The 18550-nt window shown below is 63.8% G+C and carries 16 protein-coding genes and 1 riboswitch; of the genes, 13 read left to right on the forward strand and 3 right to left on the reverse strand.

Features of this window, described 5'->3' with window-relative positions; genetic code table 11:
• Positions 1-56: 56 nt before the first annotated feature.
• Positions 57-159: riboswitch (TPP riboswitch) on the forward strand.
• Positions 160-233: 74 nt separating this feature from the next.
• The 11 genes from thiC to GM676_RS11860 all read left to right on the forward strand — a co-directional run bounded on the left by thiC (position 234) and on the right by GM676_RS11860 (position 12589).
• Positions 234-2117, forward strand: a complete 1884-nt coding sequence (gene thiC / locus GM676_RS11810) for a phosphomethylpyrimidine synthase ThiC (RefSeq protein WP_155463765.1) — start codon at positions 234-236, stop codon at positions 2115-2117.
• Positions 2118-2122: 5 nt separating this feature from the next.
• Entirely contained in the window at positions 2123-2326 is a 204-nt protein-coding gene (gene thiS / locus GM676_RS11815; protein ID WP_155463766.1) for a sulfur carrier protein ThiS, read from the forward strand.
• A 12-nt stretch (positions 2327-2338) separates the two neighbouring features.
• A complete protein-coding gene (locus tag GM676_RS11820) occupies positions 2339-3118 on the forward strand; it encodes a thiazole synthase (RefSeq protein WP_155463767.1) in 780 nt (259 codons plus the stop codon).
• Complete coding sequence (gene thiD, locus GM676_RS11825) at positions 3115-3933, forward strand: bifunctional hydroxymethylpyrimidine kinase/phosphomethylpyrimidine kinase (protein ID WP_155463768.1); 819 nt, start codon at positions 3115-3117, stop codon at positions 3931-3933. The genes GM676_RS11820 and thiD overlap by 4 nt, the downstream gene beginning before the upstream one ends.
• Positions 3934-3951: 18 nt before the next feature.
• The gene (thiE, locus tag GM676_RS11830) at positions 3952-4569 is read left to right on the forward strand and encodes a thiamine phosphate synthase (RefSeq protein ID WP_155463769.1); all 618 of its coding nucleotides are present in this window, start codon (positions 3952-3954) and stop codon (positions 4567-4569) included.
• Between the two features lie 70 nt (positions 4570-4639).
• The gene (locus tag GM676_RS11835; protein WP_155463770.1) at positions 4640-5272 is read left to right on the forward strand and encodes an ANTAR domain-containing response regulator; all 633 of its coding nucleotides are present in this window, start codon (positions 4640-4642) and stop codon (positions 5270-5272) included.
• Between the two features lie 206 nt (positions 5273-5478).
• The gene (locus GM676_RS11840; protein WP_155463771.1) at positions 5479-5931 is read left to right on the forward strand and encodes a response regulator; all 453 of its coding nucleotides are present in this window, start codon (positions 5479-5481) and stop codon (positions 5929-5931) included.
• Between the two features lie 100 nt (positions 5932-6031).
• Positions 6032-6964: a Gfo/Idh/MocA family protein gene (locus tag GM676_RS11845; protein WP_155463772.1), complete on the forward strand. Its 933-nt coding sequence runs from the start codon at positions 6032-6034 to the stop codon at positions 6962-6964.
• A 36-nt stretch (positions 6965-7000) separates the two neighbouring features.
• Positions 7001-8107 (forward strand): S-(hydroxymethyl)glutathione dehydrogenase/class III alcohol dehydrogenase, encoded by a 1107-nt coding sequence (locus GM676_RS11850; protein WP_155463773.1) that lies wholly within the window; start codon positions 7001-7003, stop codon positions 8105-8107.
• Between the two features lie 81 nt (positions 8108-8188).
• The gene (locus GM676_RS11855) at positions 8189-10267 is read left to right on the forward strand and encodes a M56 family metallopeptidase (protein ID WP_155463774.1); all 2079 of its coding nucleotides are present in this window, start codon (positions 8189-8191) and stop codon (positions 10265-10267) included.
• Positions 10268-10294: 27 nt separating this feature from the next.
• Entirely contained in the window at positions 10295-12589 is a 2295-nt protein-coding gene (locus GM676_RS11860) for a UvrD-helicase domain-containing protein (RefSeq protein ID WP_155463775.1), read from the forward strand.
• Here GM676_RS11860 and GM676_RS11865 read toward each other — a convergent pair.
• From GM676_RS11865 to GM676_RS11875, 3 genes are read right to left on the reverse strand one after another with little or no spacing between them, the layout of a single operon-like run.
• Positions 12586-13356: a BPSS1780 family membrane protein gene (locus GM676_RS11865; RefSeq protein WP_155463776.1), complete on the reverse strand. Its 771-nt coding sequence runs from the start codon at positions 13354-13356 to the stop codon at positions 12586-12588. The two genes, GM676_RS11860 and GM676_RS11865, sit on opposite strands and share 4 nt — an antisense overlap.
• Complete coding sequence (locus GM676_RS11870; RefSeq protein ID WP_155463777.1) at positions 13356-14312, reverse strand: homoserine kinase; 957 nt, start codon at positions 14310-14312, stop codon at positions 13356-13358. The genes GM676_RS11865 and GM676_RS11870 overlap by 1 nt, the downstream gene beginning before the upstream one ends.
• A 26-nt stretch (positions 14313-14338) precedes the next feature.
• Complete coding sequence (locus tag GM676_RS11875; protein ID WP_155463778.1) at positions 14339-14740, reverse strand: hypothetical protein; 402 nt, start codon at positions 14738-14740, stop codon at positions 14339-14341.
• Between the two features lie 108 nt (positions 14741-14848).
• Here GM676_RS11875 and polA point away from each other — a divergent pair, with 108 nt between their 5' ends.
• Together polA and GM676_RS11885 are read left to right on the forward strand one after the other, a co-directional pair.
• On the forward strand, positions 14849-17614 hold the full coding sequence (gene polA / locus GM676_RS11880) for a DNA polymerase I (RefSeq protein ID WP_155463779.1): 2766 nt from the start codon (positions 14849-14851) through the stop codon (positions 17612-17614).
• A 177-nt stretch (positions 17615-17791) separates the two neighbouring features.
• Positions 17792-18544, forward strand: coding sequence for a ZIP family metal transporter (locus tag GM676_RS11885; protein ID WP_371866209.1), 753 nt, complete (start codon positions 17792-17794; stop codon positions 18542-18544).
• The last annotated feature ends 6 nt before the right edge of the window (positions 18545-18550 follow it).

Raw genomic sequence — 18550 nt, forward strand, 5'->3', positions numbered from 1 at the left:
TGGGTTTTTTGCTACTGGGTGCGGATGCGGTTATAATCGGCGCGCCACCGCAAGGTGGCACACGCTAGGGGTCCTGCGGCGCGCGAGCGCGGCGGGTGAGAAATACCCTCCGAACCTGATCTGGATAATGCCAGCGAAGGGAAGCTTAGGATGACGCCGCGCCACCATGCCATCGGACGCGGGCCGTGGTCCAACCTCCTTTGCTGGCTCCTGTAGCCCAACAAAGGAGCCAAATGAACGCCAATCCGAAATTCATGTCCGCCACCGCTACGGTGGACGAGGCAGCCATCAAACCACTCCCCAATTCCCGCAAGGTCCACGTGCAAGGCAGCCGCGCCGATCTCCGCGTGCCGATGCGTGAAATCTCGCAGGCCGATACGCCGGCATCGTTCGGCTTCGAGGCCAATCCGCCGGTCTATGTCTACGACACTTCCGGCCCGTATACCGATCCGCAAGCTCGGATCGATATCCGCTCCGGCCTGGCCGACACGCCACGCCTGCCGTGGATACTGGAGCGCGACGATACCGAGGAGCTGGACGGCCCGACCTCGGTCTATGGCAAGGCGCGTCTGGCCGATCCGGCGCTGGAAGAGCTGCGCTTCAACCTGCACCGCAAGCCGCGCCGCGCGCGCGAGGGCAAGAACGTCACGCAGATGCACTACGCACGCCAGGGCATCGTCACGCCGGAGATGGAGTTCGTCGCCATCCGCGAGAACCTGCGCCGCCAGGAGTACATCGAGAGCCTGAAGGCGTCCGGCCCCAATGGCCAGCGCCTGGCCGATCTGATGGGCCGCCAGCATCCGGGACAGGCTTATGGCGCAAGCATCCCCGCCGAGATCACGCCGGAATTCGTGCGCGATGAAATCGCCCGTGGCCGCGCCATCATCCCGGCCAACATCAACCACCCGGAAGTGGAGCCGATGATCATCGGCCGCAATTTCCTCGTCAAGATCAACGCCAACATCGGCAATTCGGCGGTGACCTCCTCCATTGGCGAGGAAGTGGAGAAGATGACGTGGTCGATCCGCTGGGGCGGCGATACGGTGATGGATCTCTCCACGGGCAAGCATATTCACGAGACGCGCGAATGGATCATCCGTAATTCGCCGGTACCGATCGGCACGGTGCCGATTTATCAGGCGCTGGAAAAGGTCAACGGCAAGGCCGAAGACCTGACATGGGAGATTTTCCGCGACACCCTGATCGAACAGGCGGAGCAGGGCGTCGATTACTTCACCATCCACGCCGGCGTGCTGCTGCGCTATGTGCCGCTGACGGCCAGGCGCATGACGGGCATTGTCTCGCGCGGCGGTTCGATCCTGGCCAAGTGGTGCCTCGCGCATCACAAGGAGAATTTCCTGTACACGCACTTCGAAGAGATTTGCCAGATCATGAAGGCGTATGACGTGTCGTTCTCGCTGGGCGATGGCCTGCGTCCGGGCTCGATTTACGACGCCAACGACGAGGCGCAGCTGGGCGAACTCAAAACGCTGGGCGAGCTGACCCAGATCGCCTGGAAGCACGATGTGCAGGTGATGATCGAAGGTCCGGGCCACGTGCCGATGCAACTGATCAAGGAGAACATGGATCTCCAGCTTGAGCAGTGCCACGAGGCGCCGTTCTACACGCTGGGCCCGCTGACCACCGATATCGCGCCGGGCTATGACCACATCACCTCCGGTATCGGCGCCGCGCAGATCGGCTGGTATGGCACGGCGATGCTGTGCTATGTCACGCCGAAGGAGCACCTTGGCCTGCCGGACAAGAATGACGTCAAGGACGGCATCATCACCTACAAGATCGCCGCGCATGCGGCCGATCTGGCCAAGGGTCATCCGGGCGCGCAGATACGCGATAACGCCTTGTCCAAGGCACGCTTCGAGTTCCGCTGGGAGGATCAGTTCAATCTCGGCCTCGATCCGGACAAGGCGCGTGAATTCCACGACGAGACGCTGCCCAAGGATTCCGCCAAGGTGGCGCATTTCTGCTCCATGTGCGGCCCGCATTTCTGCTCGATGAAGATCACGCAGGAAGTGCGCGCTTACGCCGAAGACGGCATGAAGGTGAAGGCGGTGGAGTTCATCAAGAACGGCGCCGAGTTGTATAGCAAGGCCTGACGATCATGATTGAGATTGAATTGAACGGCGCACCGCACCGGGTGCCGCCGCGGCAGACCCTGTATCAGCTGATCGATGCGCTGGAGTTGACCGGGCAGGCGCTGGCGCTGGCGGTCAACCGCAATGTGGTGCCGCGCCAGCAGTGGCCGGAGCGCGTCCTGCAAGCGCAGGACAAGGTAGACATTGTGCGCGCCATCGGCGGCGGTTAATTGGAGACGAATATGAGTGATGTGTTGAAAATCGCAGGCAAGGAATATAAATCGCGCCTGCTGGTGGGCAGTGGCAAGTACAAGGATTTGCAGCAGACGCGCGAGGCGACCGATGCGGCCGAGGCAGAGATTATTACGGTGGCGATCCGGCGCGTGAATATCGGCCAGGACCCGAAGGCGCCGTCGTTGCTGGATGTGCTGCCGCCCTCGCGGTATACCATCCTGCCGAATACCGCCGGCTGCTATACGGCCAGGGATGCGGTCTACACTTTGCAGATGGCGCGTGAGCTGTTGAACGGCCATAAGCTGGTGAAGCTGGAGGTGCTGGGGGATGAGAAAACGTTGTTCCCCAATATGCCGGAAACGCTGGTCGCCGCGCGCGAGCTGGTGAAGGATGGTTTTGACGTGATGGTGTATTGCAGCGACGATCCGATTCAGGCGCGCATGCTGGAGGATATCGGCTGCGTGGCGGTGATGCCGCTGGCGTCCCTGATTGGTTCGGGCATGGGCATTCTCAATCCGTGGAATCTGTCGCTGATTATCGAGCAGGCCAGGGTGCCGGTGCTGGTGGATGCCGGGGTGGGCACGGCGTCCGATGCGGCGATCGCGATGGAGCTGGGTTGTGACGGGGTGTTGATGAACACCGCCATCGCCGGCGCGCAGGACCCGGTGCGCATGGCGCGGGCCATGAAGCTGGGCGTGCAGGCCGGGCGCGAGGCTTATCTGGCGGGCCGGATCGCGCGCAAGTTTGCGGCGTCGCCGTCGTCGCCGATGGCGGGCCGGCTGGCATGAGGCCATGTGTTCTGGTGTTCGCGGGGCTCGATCCGTCCGGCGGCGCCGGGCTGTCGGCCGATTTGCAGGCGGTGGCGGGGCAGCGGGCGCATGCGCTCACTGTCTGCACCGCGCTGACGGTGCAGGACAATGACCGCGTGTACGGCGTGCAGCCGGTGGACGCGGGCATGGTGCTGCGGCAGGCGCAGGCGTTGGCCGGCAAGTGCGCCATCAGCGCGGTGAAGATCGGGATTACCGGCAGTGCCGCCAACGCGCTGGCGATTGCGGAGGTGATCATGCGCTTGCGTGAACGGCGGCCGGATTTGCCGGTCGTGCTGGATCCGGTGCTGGCCAGCGGGCATGGCGATGTGCTGTCGCGCGATGATGCGGTGCGGGCATTGGCGCCCTTGCTGCCGCTGGCCACGTTGATCACGCCGAATGGTCCGGAGGCCCAGGCGCTGAGCGACGCCACGCGGCCGGACGCGCAGGCGCATGCCCTGCGCGCGCGCGGCTGCCGGCACGTTCTCATCACAGGCGGCCACGCCGGGGGCAACGACGTGCTCAACCGCTGGTACGGCCCCGCCGCGCCACCGCCGCCCGCCACGGCGCTTGAGGGCGCGGACGCGCAGGCGGCCGGCCTGCTGGGCGAGTGGCGCTGGGAGCGCCTGGCGGGGGAGTTTCATGGCAGCGGCTGCACGCTGGCTGCCGCCATCGCCGGCCAACTGGCGTTGGGCGTGCCGACCGCTGTCGCGCTGGAGAACGCCCAGCTGTACACCTATCACGCGCTGCGCGACGCTTACGCCATCGCTCCCGGCCAGCGCATCCCTTTGCGATAAACAGAAGAGAGCACAATCATGCAAGGACTCTACCTCGTCACCCCCAACTGGGACGACACCAGCCGCCTGCTGCAAGTCACCGGGCAAGCCCTGCAAGCCGCGCCGATCGCCCTGCTGCAATACCGCCACAAGGAAGCCGGCCCGGTGCTGCGCCACGAGCAGGCTGCCGCGCTGCTGGCCCTGTGCCGCCGCCATCGCGTGCCCTTCATCGTCAACGACCACGTCGACCTGTGCACCGAGCTCGATGCGGACGGCGTCCACCTCGGCGGCACCGATGCCGAGGTCGCGCAAGTGCGGGCCAGACTCGGCAAGCGGAAAATCATCGGCGCCTCCTGCTACGGCGACATGTCGCGCGCCGTGCACGCGCAACAGGCCGGCGCCAGCTACGTCGCCTTCGGCGGTTTCTACCCGTCGCGCGTGAAGAAATACGCCGTCACCACACAGCCCGCCATCCTCGACCGCGCGCGCGAAGTGATCCGCGTGCCGACCGTGGTGATCGGTGGCATGACGCCGCAAAACGCCGCGCCGCTGGTGGCGCGCGGGGCGCACATGGTGGCCGCCATCAGCAGCGTCTATCAAGCTGAAAGTGTGGCGCAGGCCGTCGGCGAATTCCAATCGCTTTTCGCTCAGCAATAAAAACGCTTGAGGTATGGAGGGTTTTCAGTCTTATAATGGGGCGTTAGCAATCGCCCAAGGTTTTCGCCCCATGACCGCATCCATCCCAGCACAGAAACGCCTGATCCTGATCGTTGACGACGACCCGCTGCTGCTCGACTTCCTTGGCGAAGTGCTGGGCCATGCCGGCTATGAAATTGCCAAGGCTTCTTCGGCCGAGCAGGCCCTGCAAGCCATCGCCCAGCGCGAGCCGGACCTGGCGCTGCTGGACATCCACATGCCGGGCATGAACGGCCTGGAACTGGCCAAGCAGTTGCACGCCACCAGCTCGGTGCCGTTCATGTTCCTGTCCGGCCGCGGCGATGCGGACGCCGGCAAGCAGGCCGCCTCCTACGGCGCGGTCGGCTTCCTGGTCAAGCCGGTCGATGAAAAACACCTGATGCCGGCCTTCGCCGCCGGCCTGGCGCGCGCCGACGAAATCCGCCAGCTGCGCCGCACCGAACTGAACCTCAACGCGGCGCTGGCCGCCGGCCGCGAAACCAGCCTGGCCGTCGGTCTGCTGATGTGCAAATTCCAGACCGACCGCAACACCGCCTTCGAGGTGCTGCGCGATCATGCGCGCTCCAACCGCCGCAAGGTGAACGAGGTGGCGGACCAGCTGCTGTCGGCCGAAGAGACCCTGAACAGCTTGCATGCCGCATTCAACAACCGTCTGAAAAAGTAAACGCTACAGGCAAAATTTCTTGTCTTACGGCATTTTTGTTATACACTATCATCTGAGCGGCGGATAACAGCTATCCGCCCGCCCCAATCGCGGCAGGGCCTCAATCTGCACCTGCCGCTTCAATGGCCGCCCGCACCCTGCGCCACGCCCGATCCTTCGGCCCAACTCCGCCGAGCTTGCATTCAGCTTATTCAGCGGAGAATTTCATGACCAACGATTTCCCTGGTAACACCTTCCGTCCGTTCACCGACGACAGCGGCGGCGCCATCGGTTTTTCCATTTTCGCCGCCGCCCCGCGCGTGCTGCACGTCGACAGCGACCATGACGCGGCGCTGGTGCTGGCCGCGCTGCTGGTGCCGGAAACGCAAGTGACCCACGTGCCGACGCTGGCGGCCGCGCAGGAATTGCTGCAAAACGAGAAGTTTGCGCTGGTGGTGCTCGACCCCGACCTGCCGGATGGCGACGGCGTCGACCTGCTGGCCGAGCTGCGCGGCGGCCAGCACGGCGCGCGGGTGCTGATGTATTCGGCCCGCCATCCCGAGCAGCACCAGTCCGGCCACGCCTTCCTGCCCAAGCCATGGACCTCGCCGCGCCAGCTGTGGCGCACGGTGTCCAATCTGCTGGGCATTGGTCCTGTGATGCCGGTTGACCCCCAATAATCGCAATATTGATAATAAATACTCGGTGACGCCGGACCGCGCTTGTTGCGCGGCTGGTTGAGGTGATACGCTGCCGGATCAACTCAATCAGGACCTCAAGATGACGTCACCAATCAAACTCGCCATCGTCGGCGTGGGCAAGATCGTTTACGACCAGCACGTGCCGGCGATTGCCGCCAATGCCGGCCACTTCACGCTGGTGGCGACCGCCAGCCGCAACAACACCATCGAGAATATCCCCAGCTTCCCGACCATCGAGGCGATGCTGGAAGCGCGTCCGGACATTGAAGCCGTGTCGCTGTGCATGCCGCCGCAATACCGCTACGCCGCCGCGCACAAGGCGCTGGCCGCCGGCAAGCATGTGTTCATGGAAAAGCCGCCGGGCGCCACGCTGTCGGAAGTGGCCGACCTGGAAGCCTTTGCCGCCAAACAGGGCGTCAGCCTGTTCGCCAGCTGGCACTCGCGCTACGCGCCGGGCGTGCAGCCGGCCAAAGCCTACCTGGCCGCCAATGCGACAACCGCCATGCACGTGATCTGGAAAGAAGACGTGCGCCACTGGCACCCGAACCAGGACTGGATCTGGCAAGCGGGCGGCCTGGGCGTGTTCGATCCGGGCATCAACGCGCTGTCGATCGTGACCGAAATCCTGCCGTCGGCTGTGTTCCTGACCAAGGCCGCGCTGGAATTCCCTGAAAACCGCGACGCACCGATCGCCGCCGATCTGCACTTCCAGGACGCGGCCGGTATCAAGGTGCATGCCGAGTTCGACTGGCGCCAGACCGGCCCGCAAAGCTGGGACATCATCGTCACCACCGCCAATGGCGAAGTGCGCCTGGCGAATGGCGGCGCGCGCCTGTGGATCAACGGCGCCGAGCAGCAGCTGGAGAAAGAGGCCGAGTACCCGTCGTTGTACCAGCGCTTCGCCGACATCATCCGCGCCGGCAAGTCGGACGTGGACGTGGCGCCGCTGCGCCATGTGGCCGACGCCTTCATGCTGGGCCGCCGCAAAGTGGTGGACGCCTTCCACGACTGATGCGCTATCATGGTGCTCCATTGCGAAAGGAGCATCATGAAAACCAAAGCAGCCGTTGCATGGCAAGCGGGCAAGCCGCTGACGATTGAAGAAGTCGAACTGGGCGGCCCGCGCGAAGGCGAGGTGCTGGTGGAAATCAAGGCCACCGGCATTTGCCACACCGATTACTACACCCTGTCCGGCGCCGATCCGGAAGGGATCTTCCCGGCCATTCTCGGCCATGAGGGCGCGGGCGTCGTGGTGGATGTCGGTCCCGGCGTCAAGTCGCTGAAAAAGGACGACCACGTCATTCCGCTGTACACGCCGGAATGCCGCCAATGCAAATTCTGCCTCTCACGCAAGACCAATCTGTGCCAGGCCATCCGTGGCACGCAGGGCAAGGGCCTGATGCCTGACGCCACCAGCCGTTTCTCGCTGGACGGCAAGCCGATCTTCCACTACATGGGCACCTCCACCTTCTCCAACTACATCGTGGTGCCGGAGATCGCCTTGGCCAAAATCCGCCCCGATGCGCCGTTCGATAAAGTTTGCTATATTGGTTGCGGCGTGACCACCGGCGTGGGCGCGGTGCTGTTCACCGCCAAGGTGGAGGCGGGCGCCAATGTGGTGGTGTTCGGCCTGGGTGGCATCGGCCTGAATGTCATTCAAGCGGCCAAAATGGTGGGCGCGGACAAGATCATCGGCGTTGATATCAATCCGGCGCGCGAAGCGATGGCGCGCAAGTTCGGCATGACGCACTTCATCAATCCGGACCAGGTGGAGAATGTGGTGGACCACATCATCCAGCTGACCGACGGCGGCGCCGACTACAGCTTCGAGTGCGTCGGCAACACCACGCTGATGCGCCAGGCGCTGGAGTGCTGCCACAAGGGCTGGGGCAAGTCCATCATCATTGGCGTGGCGGCCGCGGGGCAGGAGATTTCCACCCGTCCGTTCCAGCTGGTGACCGGGCGCGAGTGGAAGGGCTCGGCTTTCGGCGGCGCGCGCGGCCGCACCGATGTGCCGAAGATCGTCGACTGGTACATGGAAGGCAAGCTCAACATCGACGACCTGATCACCCACCGTTTGAAACTGGACGACATCAACCAAGGCTTCGATCTGATGAAGAGCGGCGAATCGATCCGCTCCGTCGTGCTGTATTAAGCCCGGATGGATGTAGAAAAAAAGTTCTAGACAGCGCGATCTAGATAACTTATTCTACATCCATCATTTGGGAGTGCGGCAATGGAACTACAACTCGCTACTTTGGTGCCAGCCACCGGCTGGGCGCTGCTGCATTTCGTCTGGCAGGGCTTGCTGATCGGCTGGGCCGTCACGCTGGCCATGCATGTGCTGCGCAAGGCGCGTCCGCAGACGCGCTACGCCATCGCCTGCGGCGCCATGCTGCTGTGCGCGGCGCTGCCGTTGTCGAGCATTCTGACGCAGTTGGCGGACGGGCGCGCCGCCGTCCACGAGACCGTTACCACCACCATCAGCACCGATGCCGACGGCCAGCGCTCGATTGCGCTGTCGATCGTCGCGCCGGCCGCGCAAGCGGTCATCGGCAATGCCACGCTGGAGGCGGGGTATGGCGTGCTGCGCCGGCAACTGCCGTGGATCGTCGGCCTGTGGCTGGCGGGAGCGGCGCTGATGGCGCTGCGCCTGGCGATCGGCCTGAAGTGGGTGGCCGACCGCACGCGGCAGGACGAATACAGCACCAATCCCTACTGGCAGCGCCGCTTGTCCGAACTGGCGCGCCGCTTTGGCATCGAGACGCACGTGCGGCTGGGCGTGGCCGGGAAACTCGACAGCCCGATCACCGCCGGCTGCTGGAAACCCATCGTGCTGGTGCCGGCCGCGCTGGTCACCGGCATGCCGGCCGATTTGCTGGAGGCGCTGTTGGCGCATGAACTGGCGCACATCAAGCGTCACGACTACTTCGTGAACCTCATACAAAGCGCGATCGAAATCGTGCTGTTCTATCACCCTAGTGTTTGGGCTATATCGCGCAGGATACGGATCGAGCGGGAACAAATCGCCGACGACCTGGCAGTCGAGATGGTCGGCCAGCCGCACAAGCTGGCGCAAGCCCTGTCGCAACTGGATCGCTTTCAGTTCGACACTACACAACTAGCCCATGCGGCTCACGGAGGAAATCTCATGTCTCGTATTAAACGCCTGCTGCGTCCCGATGTTGAACCGGTTAGCTGGAAGATGGCCATGCCGCTGGCCGGCCTGCTGGCGGCCGGCGCTGTGCTGTATGCCCACGCCGCCCCGCAGCCGCCGGAACCGCCAGCCCCGCCGGAACCGCCTGCTCTGGTAGAGCCGGCCGCGCCACCAGCCCCGCCGGCGGCGCCGGCATTGCCGAAGACGCCCGAACCGGAAGCTGTGCCTGCGCTGCCGGCCGTGCCTGCGCTGCCGGCGGTACCCGCGCCGCCAGCGCCGCCGTCGCCGATGGCGCACCCGGCGCCAATGGCTGCCCCCGCTCCGATGGCCGCACCGGTGCCGGCAGCGGTGCCTGCCCCGCCGGCCGAGCCGGTCCGCGTCAATTACGACCGCGCCACTATCACACAGATCTCGGACCATAAAGGCAGCTATGCCATCGTGCACGCCAACCGCGACGCCATCACCGTGTCGGCCGACACCAGGGATATTCGCAAAGTGGCGGAACTGCGCAAAACCGTGAAGGGCGATTTCCTGTGGTTCCGCGAGGGCGGCAAGACCTACCTGATCCAGGACGCGGGCGTGCTGGCCAAGGTGGATGCCGCCTGGGTGCCGGTCAACAATATCGGCGAGCAGATGGATGCGCAGGGCAAGAAAATGGAAGCGCAAGGCAAGATCATGAACGCCATCGGCGAAGAGATGAACACCGCCGCCAACCAGTTCAGCAAGCAGGCCGAGCGCGAAGCCTCGGTGCACCAGCGCCAGATGGAGCAGGTGGGGCGCGAGCAGGAAAAAGTCGCCCGCCGAATGGATCAGGCCGCGCGTGAAGTGGCCGCTGACAATACGCCTGAAAAAGCGCGTGAATTCGCGAAGAAAATGGCGCAGCTGCAAGCGGAAATGGCGCCGCTGCAAAAGCAGATGGCGGAATACCAGCGCGAGCTGAGCAGCAAGATGGCCAAGCTGCACGGCCAGGATGGCCCGATGACGGCGCTGAACCAGAAAATGGCCGAAGCCAGCCGTCCGATGGGCGAACTGAACCTGCGCATGGGCGAGCTCAACCTGAAACATGCCGACGCCGTGCGCGAGGCCGAGCGCGTGCTGAAATCGCTGATGCAGGAGAGCTTGCAAAACGGTAAAGCCGTTCCCGCACCGTCGGCCTGATGACACGCATCCCGGTATAATCACGGGATGCACAATCTTCTTCACAATCTCAACGACGAGCAGCTTGCCGCCGTCACCTTGCCCGCCCAGAGCGCCCTGATCCTGGCGGGCGCCGGTTCCGGTAAAACCCGCGTCCTGACCACCCGTATCGCCTGGCTGATTCAAACCGGCCAGGTGTCGCCCTCCGGCATCCTGGCGGTGACCTTTACCAACAAGGCCGCCAAGGAAATGCTGACCCGCCTGTCCGCCATGTTGCCGATCAATACGCGCGGCATGTGGATCGGCACCTTCCACGGCCTGTGCAACCGCCTGCTGCGCACCCATCACCGCGACGCCGCGCTGCCGCAGACCTTCCAGATTCTCGACACGCAAGACCAGTTGTCCGCCATCAAGCGCCTGCTGAAAGCGCACAACGTCGACGACGAGAAGTTCCCGCCGAAAGACGTGATGTACTTCATCAACGGCGCCAAGGACTCGGGCCTGCGCGCGCACGATATCGAGCCGTACAACGCCGACGAGCGCAAGAAGGTGGAACTGTACCAGCTGTACGACGAGCAATGCCAGCGCGAAGGCGTGGTCGATTTTGCCGAGCTGCTGCTGCGCACCTACGAGCTGCTGAGCCGCAACCAGCCGCTGCGCGAACACTACCAGCAGCGCTTCCAGCACATTCTGGTCGACGAGTTCCAGGATACCAACGACCTGCAATACAAATGGCTCAAGCTGATGGCCGGGCAGGGCGGCCACAACGGCGGCGTGCTGTTTGCCGTCGGCGACGACGACCAGTCGATCTACGCCTTCCGCGGCGCCAACGTCGGCAATATGAGCGCCTTCGAGCGCGAGTTCAACGTCAGGAATCTGATCAAGCTGGAGCAGAACTACCGCTCGCACGGCCACATCCTGGACGCCGCCAACGTGCTGATCGCCAACAACAGCAAGCGCCTCGGCAAGAACCTGCGCACCGACGCCGGCCATGGCGAGCAGGTGCGTGTGTACGAGGCCAACTCGGACCTGTCCGAAGCGTCGTGGATCATCGAGGAAACCAGGAACCTGATCCATGACGGCGCCTCGCGCAGCGAAATCGCCGTGCTGTACCGCTCGAATGCGCAATCGCGCGTGATCGAGCATGCGCTGTTCTCGGCCGGCATTCCGTACCACGTGTACGGCGGCCTGCGTTACTTCCAGCGCGCCGAGGTGAAGCACGCCATCGCCTATTTGCAGCTGATGGACAATCCGCACAACGATTCCGCCTTCCTGCGCGTGGTGAATTTCCCGGCGCGCGGCATCGGCGTGCGGTCGATCGAGACGCTGCAAGCGGCCGCCGACCAGTACGGCATTTCGCTGTACGCGGCCGTGCCTTACGTCACCGGCAAGGCCGGCACGGCGCTGTCCGGTTTCGTCAAGCTGATCGAGGGCACGCGCTTTGAAACGCAGCAGATGTCGTTGCCGGAACTGGTGCGCGTGGTGCTGGAACAGTCCACCCTGCTGGCGCACTACGCCACCGAAAAAGAAGGCGCCGACCGCATCGAAAACCTGGAGCAGATGGTCAGCGCCGCCACCCAGTTCCTGTCGGAAGAGGGTTACGGCCAAGGCGCGCCGGCGCATCTCGGCCCGCAGGCGCAGGCTTCGGCCGGCGCGGCGGTGGTCAACCAGGATGGCTTGGAAATCATCGACGCCGATGCGCCGCTGTCGACCGTGATGTCACCGCTGTCGGCCTTCCTGTCGCACGCCTCGCTGGAGGCCGGCGACAACCAGGCCACCATTGGCCAGGAAGCGGTGCAGATGATGACGGTACACTCGGCCAAGGGGCTGGAGTTCAACAATGTCTTCATCACCGGGTTGGAGGAGGGCTTGTTCCCGCACGAGAGCAGCTCGCGCGAGCACGATGGCGTGGAAGAGGAACGCCGCCTGATGTACGTGGCCATCACGCGCGCGCGCCAGCGCCTGTACCTGAGCTTTGCGCAAACGCGCATGCTGCACGGCCAGACCCGCTACAACATGAAGTCGCGCTTCTTTGACGAGTTGCCGGAGGATGCGCTGAAATGGCTGACACCGAAAGTGCAGCCGAGCTGGTTCGGCGCGAAGAAATCGGCGTGGGACGAGGCGCCGCTGGTCGGTTCGGACCGGGCGCTGGCGCAGCAGATTGCCAACAAATCGTCCGGCAGCGGCTGGCGTATCGGTGAATCGGTGGCGCACGCCAAGTTCGGCGAGGGCGTGATTGTCAACATCGAGGGCAGCGGCAACAACGCCCGCGCCCAAATCAACTTCGGCAGCTCAGGCATGAAGGTGCTGGACCTGAGCATCGCCAAACTGGATCGCCTTTAAACTTTGGGTGGCTGGTCCGCCGTCCGCGGCGGACCAAAAATCTGCACGTAGGCCGAGTACAGCGTGCAGTGAACCAGTACCAGCGAGATCAGGAACAGGGTGAAAATGCCAGCCACGCCCAGTTGCGTCACGCCCAGCACCAGCACCACGATCTGCACGCCGATGAAGTAGATCAGGTGCAAAATCGCCACCGCGCTGAAAAACGGCTTGAGCGCGCGCAACACCGCCACCACGCTGAAGAACAGCGCCTTGTTCAGCACCATCTTCTGCCAGAAAATCAGTGGCGCCGCCAGCGAGGTCAGCATCCATCCCGTCATGTACAGCAGCGAGCCGGTCAGCAAGCCGCCGAACAGGCCTTCCACATCGCCCGGCTTGAGCACACCCTTGACCTGCGCCGCGCCCAGCGCTTCGAGCGCGTCGCCGGAGATGGCGTAGATCGCCAGCATGGCCAGCAGCATCAGCAGCAGATTCACCGCACCCACGCCCAGCAGATGCTTGCGCATCGGCGACTGAAAGCCGGCCAGCAGGAATTGCGGCATGGCGCGCCGGCCCTGATCGATCTCCGCACAGCCTTGCAGCAGGGCGACGCTGAACATCGGCATCAGCACGCACCACAGGATCTGGCCCAGGCCCGGCAGCAGCATGATGAACAGCGAAGCGAACATGCAGACGAACAGCAGCGCCATCATGCCGCCGGGCTGCTTGCGAAACAGCATCCAGCCTTGCTTGATCCAGTGCCAACCGGCGCGTGCGGGGAGTTTTTCCATCAGAACAATCCAGGTGCCGGGGTGGCGATACGTTCGCGCAGGATGCGCTCAAAGTGGGTCGGGTCGTGCGGGGTCAGCATTTCTGCCTCACGCGGCATGTAGTAGTCGTACAGGCGCGACAGCCAGAAGCGCAGGGCGCCGGCGCGCAGCATGGTTTGCCATGCGTGCGCTTCAGCGTCCGTGAACGGCCGCACGGCGTGGTAGGCGTCCAGCATGGCGCGCACGCGCGCTGCGTCCAGCACGCCGGTTTCGAGGTCGATGCACCAGTCGTTGACGGTGACGGCCACGTCGAACAGCCAGGTGTCGCAGCCGGCGAAGTAGAAGTCGAAGAAGCCGGTCAGTTTTTCGCCGACGAACATCACGTTGTTGCGGAACAGGTCGGCGTGTACCGGACCCGTTTGCAGCTGCTTGTAATGCTCGCAGGCGGCAAAGGTTTCCTGATAGTGCACTTCCGACTTGAGCAGCTGGGCCTTGTCTTCCGGGATGTAGGGCAGCACTTGCGGCGTGGTTTCATGCCACCAGTCGAGGCCGCGCAGATTGGGCTGGTGCAGCGGGTAGTCCAGGCCGGCGATATGCATCCTGGCCAGCATGGCGCCCACGGCCGCGCAATGCACCGGTTGCGGCGCCATCTGCGAGCGGCCTTCCAGCTTGCTGACGATGGAGGCCGGCTTGCCTTGCAGCGTGGTGACCAGCTCGCCTTTGTCGTTGGCGACCGGGTCCGGCACCAACACGCCGTGGCCGGCCAGGTGGCGCATCAATTTGAGGTAAAACGGCAGTTGCTCAAACGACAGGTTTTCAAAGATGGTAAGCACGTATTCGCCGCGCTCGGTCGTCAGGAAGAAATTGCTGTTCTCGATGCCGGAACTGATGCCTTGAAGCCCGAGCGCTTTGCCGAGCGGGAATTGGGTAATCCACTGGGTGACATCCTCCAGCGATACCGGGGTAAAGACTGCCATGTGAAAGTTTGATGAGTTCGGTTTGGTTATTTAACGGTGGGCGGAGGCGGTGGCGGCGTGTTGTCCTGCACGGCTTCTTCGTCCGGGGTTTTCTTTTTCTTCTTGCCGATGTCGAACTCCAGCACTGTCCATTGCGGACCGCGGTTGTTACCGCTCATGGCGTCGCCAGGCAGGGCAGTGCCGACCGGATGGTTGGGACGCAGGGTATAGGTGCTCGGACCGCTTTTGACGGTCGCTTCGGTGACATTGCCGCTGTTGTCGCGTTTTTCGGTGATTTTGCCTTCGGTTCCCGGTTTTGCCGTGACGGTGATCGGGTCTTCGGCGATTTCTTCGATCTTTTCCAGCTTGGGCGGCGCCTGGCTGGGCGTCGACTGGGCAAACGCCGCCTGGGCGGCCAGCGTCAGGAGGATGAGGGAAATGCGCTTCATAATGATCGCCTTTAGCAGGGAGGAGAACCTTGGAATTTTTTGTGTATGATCCATTGTAACACCTGCGATAATGTTGCATTCACGCCCAAGCACCCTCACTTAGTACTTATGCAAAATACCCTGTTGTTAGTCGACGGCTCCAGCTACCTTTACCGCGCCTTCCACGCGCTGCCCGACCTGCGCAGCCCGGACGGCCATCCGACCGGCGCCATGCACGGCATGGTCAATATGCTGCGCCGCCTGCGCGCGGATTTCCCGGCCGCCTACATCGCTTGCGTGTTCGACGCCAAGGGCAAGACCTTCCGCGACGACATGTATCCCGAATACAAGGCCACCCGCGCCTCGATGCCGGACGACCTGCGCTTGCAGATCGAGCCCATCCATGAGGCGGTCAAGGCCATGGGTTGGCCCATCCTGATGGTGGAGGGCGTGGAGGCCGACGACGTGATCGGCACCCTGTCGGTCGCGGCGTACAAGGCCGGCATGAACGTGGTGGTGTCGACCGGCGACAAGGACCTGGCGCAGCTGGTCAACGACAAGGTCATGCTGATCAACACCATGACCAACGAAAAGATGGACGAGGCCGGCGTGCTGGCCAAGTTCGGCGTGCCGCCGAACCGCATCATCGATTACCTGACCCTGATCGGCGATACCGTCGACAACGTGCCGGGGGTGAGCAAGTGCGGCCCGAAGACCGCCGTCAAATGGCTGAGCGCGTATGACTCGCTGGACGGCATCATCGCCAATGCCGACAAAATCGGCGGCGCGGTCGGCCAGAACCTGCGCGACGCGCTGGCATGGCTGCCCAAGGGCCGTGAGCTGATCACCGTCAAGCTGGACTGCGACCTGAGCGGCCACATGGTGTCGATCAGCGAATCGCTGATCGCGCGCGAGGAAGACAAGCCGGCGCTGCTGGACTTCTTCAGCAAATACGGCTTCAAGACGCTGTTGCGCGAGCTGGGCGCGGCGGCCGCCACCAGCGGTCCGGCCGCCACCGTCAAGGTGTCGCTGGATGCGCCGGTGGGTGGCGCGGCCTCGGTCAACGGCGACCTGTTCGCCGAGCCGGTCATCGCCACCTACGAAACGGTCACCACCGAGGAACAGCTGGACCAGTGGATCGCCCGCATCAACGCCGCCGGGCTGACCGCGGTCGACACCGAAACCACCTCGCTGGAGCCGATGACGGCACAGCTGGTCGGCATTTCGCTGTCGGTGAAGGCGGGCGAGGCCTGCTATATCCCGGTGGCGCACGCCTACCAGGGCGTGCCGGCGCAACTGGAACGCGAGCATGTGCTGGCCAGGCTCAAGCCCTGGCTGGAGGACGCGACCAAGCTGAAAGTCGGCCAGAACCTCAAGTACGACAGCCACATCTTCGCCAACCACGGCGTGTCGCTGCAAGGCATCCATCACGATACCCTGCTGGAATCGTATGTGTTCGAATCGCACCGTTCGCACGATATGGACTCGCTGGCGCTGCGCCACCTGAATCACACCACCATTCCATTCTCGGACGTGTGCGGCAAGGGCGCCAGCATGATCACGTTCGACCAGGTGGCGATCGACCGCGCCACCGAATACGCGGCCGAAGACGCCGACATCACGCTGCGCCTGCACCAGAACATGATCGGTGAAGTCGAGAAGGACGAGAAACTCAACTTCATCTACCGCAACATCGAGCTGCCGACCGCCGTGGTGCTGCAAAAGATCGAGCGCAACGGCGTGCAGATCGACGCCGCCCTGCTGGAGCAGCAATCGGCCGAACTGGGCGCGCGCATCGCCGAGCTGGAAGCCAAGGCGCACGAGCTGGCCGAGCAGCCGTTCAACCTCGGCTCGCCGAAGCAGATCGGCGAGATCTTCTTCGAGAAGCTGAAGCTGCCGGTGGTGAAAAAGACCCCGAGCGGCGCGCCGTCGACCGACGAGGAAGTGCTGCAAAAGCTGGCCGAAGACTATCCGCTGCCGAAAGTGCTGCTGGAATACCGCAGCCTGTCCAAGCTGAAATCGACCTACACCGACAAGCTGCCGAAAGGCATCAACAAGCAGACCGGCCGCGTGCACACCAACTACGCGCAGGCGGTGGCGGTGACCGGCCGCCTGGCGTCCAACGACCCCAACCTGCAAAACATCCCGATCCGCACCAAGGAAGGCCGCCGCATCCGCGAAGCGTTCGTGGCGCCGGCCGGTTCGCACATCGTCTCGGCCGACTATTCGCAGATCGAACTGCGCATCATGGCGCACATTTCGGAAGATGAGAACATGCTGCGCGCGTTCGCGGAAGGTGTGGACATCCACCGCGCCACCGCCGCCGAAATCTTCGGCGTGGCGCCGGAAGCGGTGGAAAGCGAGCAGCGCCGCTACGCCAAGGTGATCAACTTCGGCCTGATCTACGGCATGAGCGCGTTCGGCCTGGCGAGCAACCTCGGCATCGAGCGCGGCGCGGCGCAGAGCTACATCGAACGCTACTTCGCGCGTTTCTCGGGCGTGAAGCAATACATGGACGACACCCGCCTGCAAGCCAAGGCGCGCGGCTACGTGGAAACCGTGTTCGGCCGCCGCCTGTGGCTGCCGGAAATCAATTCGCCCAACGGCCCGCGCCGCCAGGGCGCCGAACGCGCGGCGATCAACGCGCCGATGCAGGGCACGGCGGCCGACCTGATCAAGCTGGCCATGGTGGCGGTGCAGAATTGGCTGGAAGCCGAAAAGCTGGGCACGCGCATGATCATGCAGGTGCACGACGAGCTGGTGCTGGAGGTGCCGGACGCCGAGCTGGCGCTGATCAAGCAAAAGCTGCCGGAGCTGATGGCGGGTGTGGCCAGGCTGAAGGTGCCGCTGATTGCCGAGGTGGGCGTCGGGCCGAACTGGGATCAGGCGCACTGATCAGGCGCGTTGCATCCGCCACCCGTCCTCGGCCTGTACGGCGCCAGGGATGGCTGGAACCGGACTTTGGCAGGGTTAATGCAACACTGTGTCATTTGAGGGTAAAATAGCGCCCCCGGCCGCCGTGCCGGACCAGGTACCAGAGGCTATAACATCGATCCCGTACTCATATCCATCATCTTGGCAACCACACTGGCTGGCGTAGTGAGCATCACTGCGGCGGCCGTGTTCTCGTTTACGCTGCTGTCCAAGGTGGTGGAGCGCATGGTCAGCCTGTCGGTCGGCATCATGCTGTCGACCTCGCTGTTGCACGCCTTGCCGGAAGCGTTTGAATCGCAGGCCAGCGCGCGCAGCCTGTTTGCCACCTTGCTGGGCGGGCTGCTGGCCTTCTTCCTGCTGGAAAAGCTGGCCATCCTGCGCCATTCCCACCATCACGAGCATGACGGCCACCACCACCACCATGGCCACGACAAGCGCGAAGCGGGCAAGGCCGGCTGGATGATTCTGGTGGGCGACGGCATGCACAACTTCACCGACGGCATCCTGATCGCGGCAGCCTTCCTGGCCAATCCGGAACTGGGGCTGGTGACCGGCCTGGCCATCATCGCCCATGAAATCCCGCAGGAAATCGGTGACTTCATCGTGCTGCTGAACGCCGGCTTCTCGCGCACCCGCGCCTACGTCTACAACCTGCTGTGCAGTCTGCTGGCGATTGCCGGCGGCCTGCTGGGCTACTACACCCTGGACCGCGCCAGCGGCCTGATCCCCTACGTGCTGGTGTTTGCCTCGTCCGGCTTCATCTACATCGCCGTGAGCGACCTGATGCCGCAAATGCAGCGCCGCGCCACCCTGCGCGAATCGGTGCCGCAAGTGCTGCTGATCGCGGCCGGCGTCGCCATCGTCGTCTTCCTCACCGGCGGCCACCACTAAGGCGGC

This window comes from Duganella radicis (assembly GCF_009720825.1).
Lineage (GTDB): Bacteria > Pseudomonadota > Gammaproteobacteria > Burkholderiales > Burkholderiaceae_D > Rugamonas > Rugamonas radicis.